This is a genomic window from Micrococcus sp. HSID17227 (assembly GCF_003989405.1).
GTDB classification, from domain to species: domain Bacteria; phylum Actinomycetota; class Actinomycetes; order Actinomycetales; family Micrococcaceae; genus Micrococcus; species Micrococcus luteus.
On record NZ_RBLN01000388.1, the window covers coordinates 1 to 1,485 of the forward strand.

General features: G+C 75.4%; 1 protein-coding gene. It reads left to right on the top strand.

Annotated elements, in window-relative coordinates:
* On the top strand, positions 1 to 1,286 hold a 1,286-nt coding region (locus D8M29_RS12100; RefSeq protein WP_127446016.1), incomplete at its 5' end, for a dihydroorotase.
* Positions 1,287 to 1,485: the final 199 nt, after the last annotated feature.

Consider the following 1,485-nt stretch of genomic DNA (forward strand, 5'->3'; position numbering starts at 1 on the left):
TCGCCCTCGGCCCGGACGCCGCGACCCACGCCGCCGGCCTCGACCCGGCCCCCGAGGAGGTCGACTGCGCCGGCCTGGTGCTGCTGCCCGGGCTCGTCGACCTGCACACCCATCTGCGCCAGCCCGGCAAGGAGGACGCGGAGACGGTCGAGACCGGCACCCGCGCCGCCGCGATGGGCGGCTTCACCTCGGTCCACGCGATGGCCAACTCGACGCCGACGGCCGACACCGCCGGCGTGGTGGAGCAGGTGTGGCGGCTGGGCCGGGACGCGGGCTGGTGCGATGTGCACCCCGTGGGCGCGGTGACCGTGGGCCTGGCCGGCGAGGCCCTGGCCGACCTCGGCGCGATGGCCGACTCGCAGGCCCGCGTGCGGATGTTCTCCGACGACGGCATGTGCGTCCACGACGCCGTGCTGATGCGCCGGGCCCTCGAGTACGTGAAGTCCTTCGGCGGCTTCGTGGCCCAGCACGCGCAGGAGCCCAACCTCACCGCCGGCGCCCAGATGAACGAGTCCGAGCTCTCCGGCGTCCTCGGCCTGGCCGGCTGGCCCGCCGTGGCGGAAGAGGCCGTCATCGCCCGTGACGTGCTGCTGGCCCAGCACGTGGACTCCCGCCTGCACGTGTGCCACGTCTCCACGGCCGGCTCCGTCGAGCTGATCCGCTGGGCCAAGGCCCAGGGCGTGGCCGTGACCGCCGAGGTCACCCCGCACCACCTGCTGCTCACCGAGGAGCTCGTCCGATCCTACGACCCCGTGTTCAAGGTCAACCCGCCGCTGCGCCGCGAGTCCGACGTGATGGCCCTGCGCGCCGGGCTGGCCGACGGCACCATCGACACCGTGGGCACCGACCACGCCCCGCACACCGCCGAGACCAAGCAGTGCGAGTGGACGGTCGCGGCGATGGGCATGACGGGCCTCGAGACCGCCCTGTCCGTGGTGCAGCAGGCGATGGTGGACACCGGCCTGATGGACTGGGCCGGCGTCGCCCGCGTGATGTCCACGGCGCCGGCCCGGATCGCCGGCCTGAGCGACCAGGGCCAGGCCGACGAGCGCGGCGTCCCGCGCGTCGGCGCCGTGGCCAACCTCGTGCTCGTGGACCCGCAGGCCCGCCGCACCGTGGACCCCGAGCAGCACCTGACCAAGTCCCGCAACAGCCCGTACCGGGGCATGGACCTGCCGGGCGCGGTACGCCACACGGTCTATCGCGGCGCCCGCGTCGTCGCCGACGGCGCCCCCGCCCGGCCGTACCGCCACCCGGCCCTGACGGAGACGGGGGAGCGCGCGTGAGCATCACCCCCCTGGCCGCCGCCCTGGCGGCCCGACCCGTCCCGCCGCGGACCCCGACGAACGACTACGCGCACGACGTCGGGGACGCCCTGGCCGCCCGCGGCATCGACTAGAGCTGCCCGCCCTTCCGCGTTGGGGGCGGAACTCGGCGGTATTCGGGGTGGGGATCCCCGAGTTCCGCCCCCGGACCGCGTGGGGT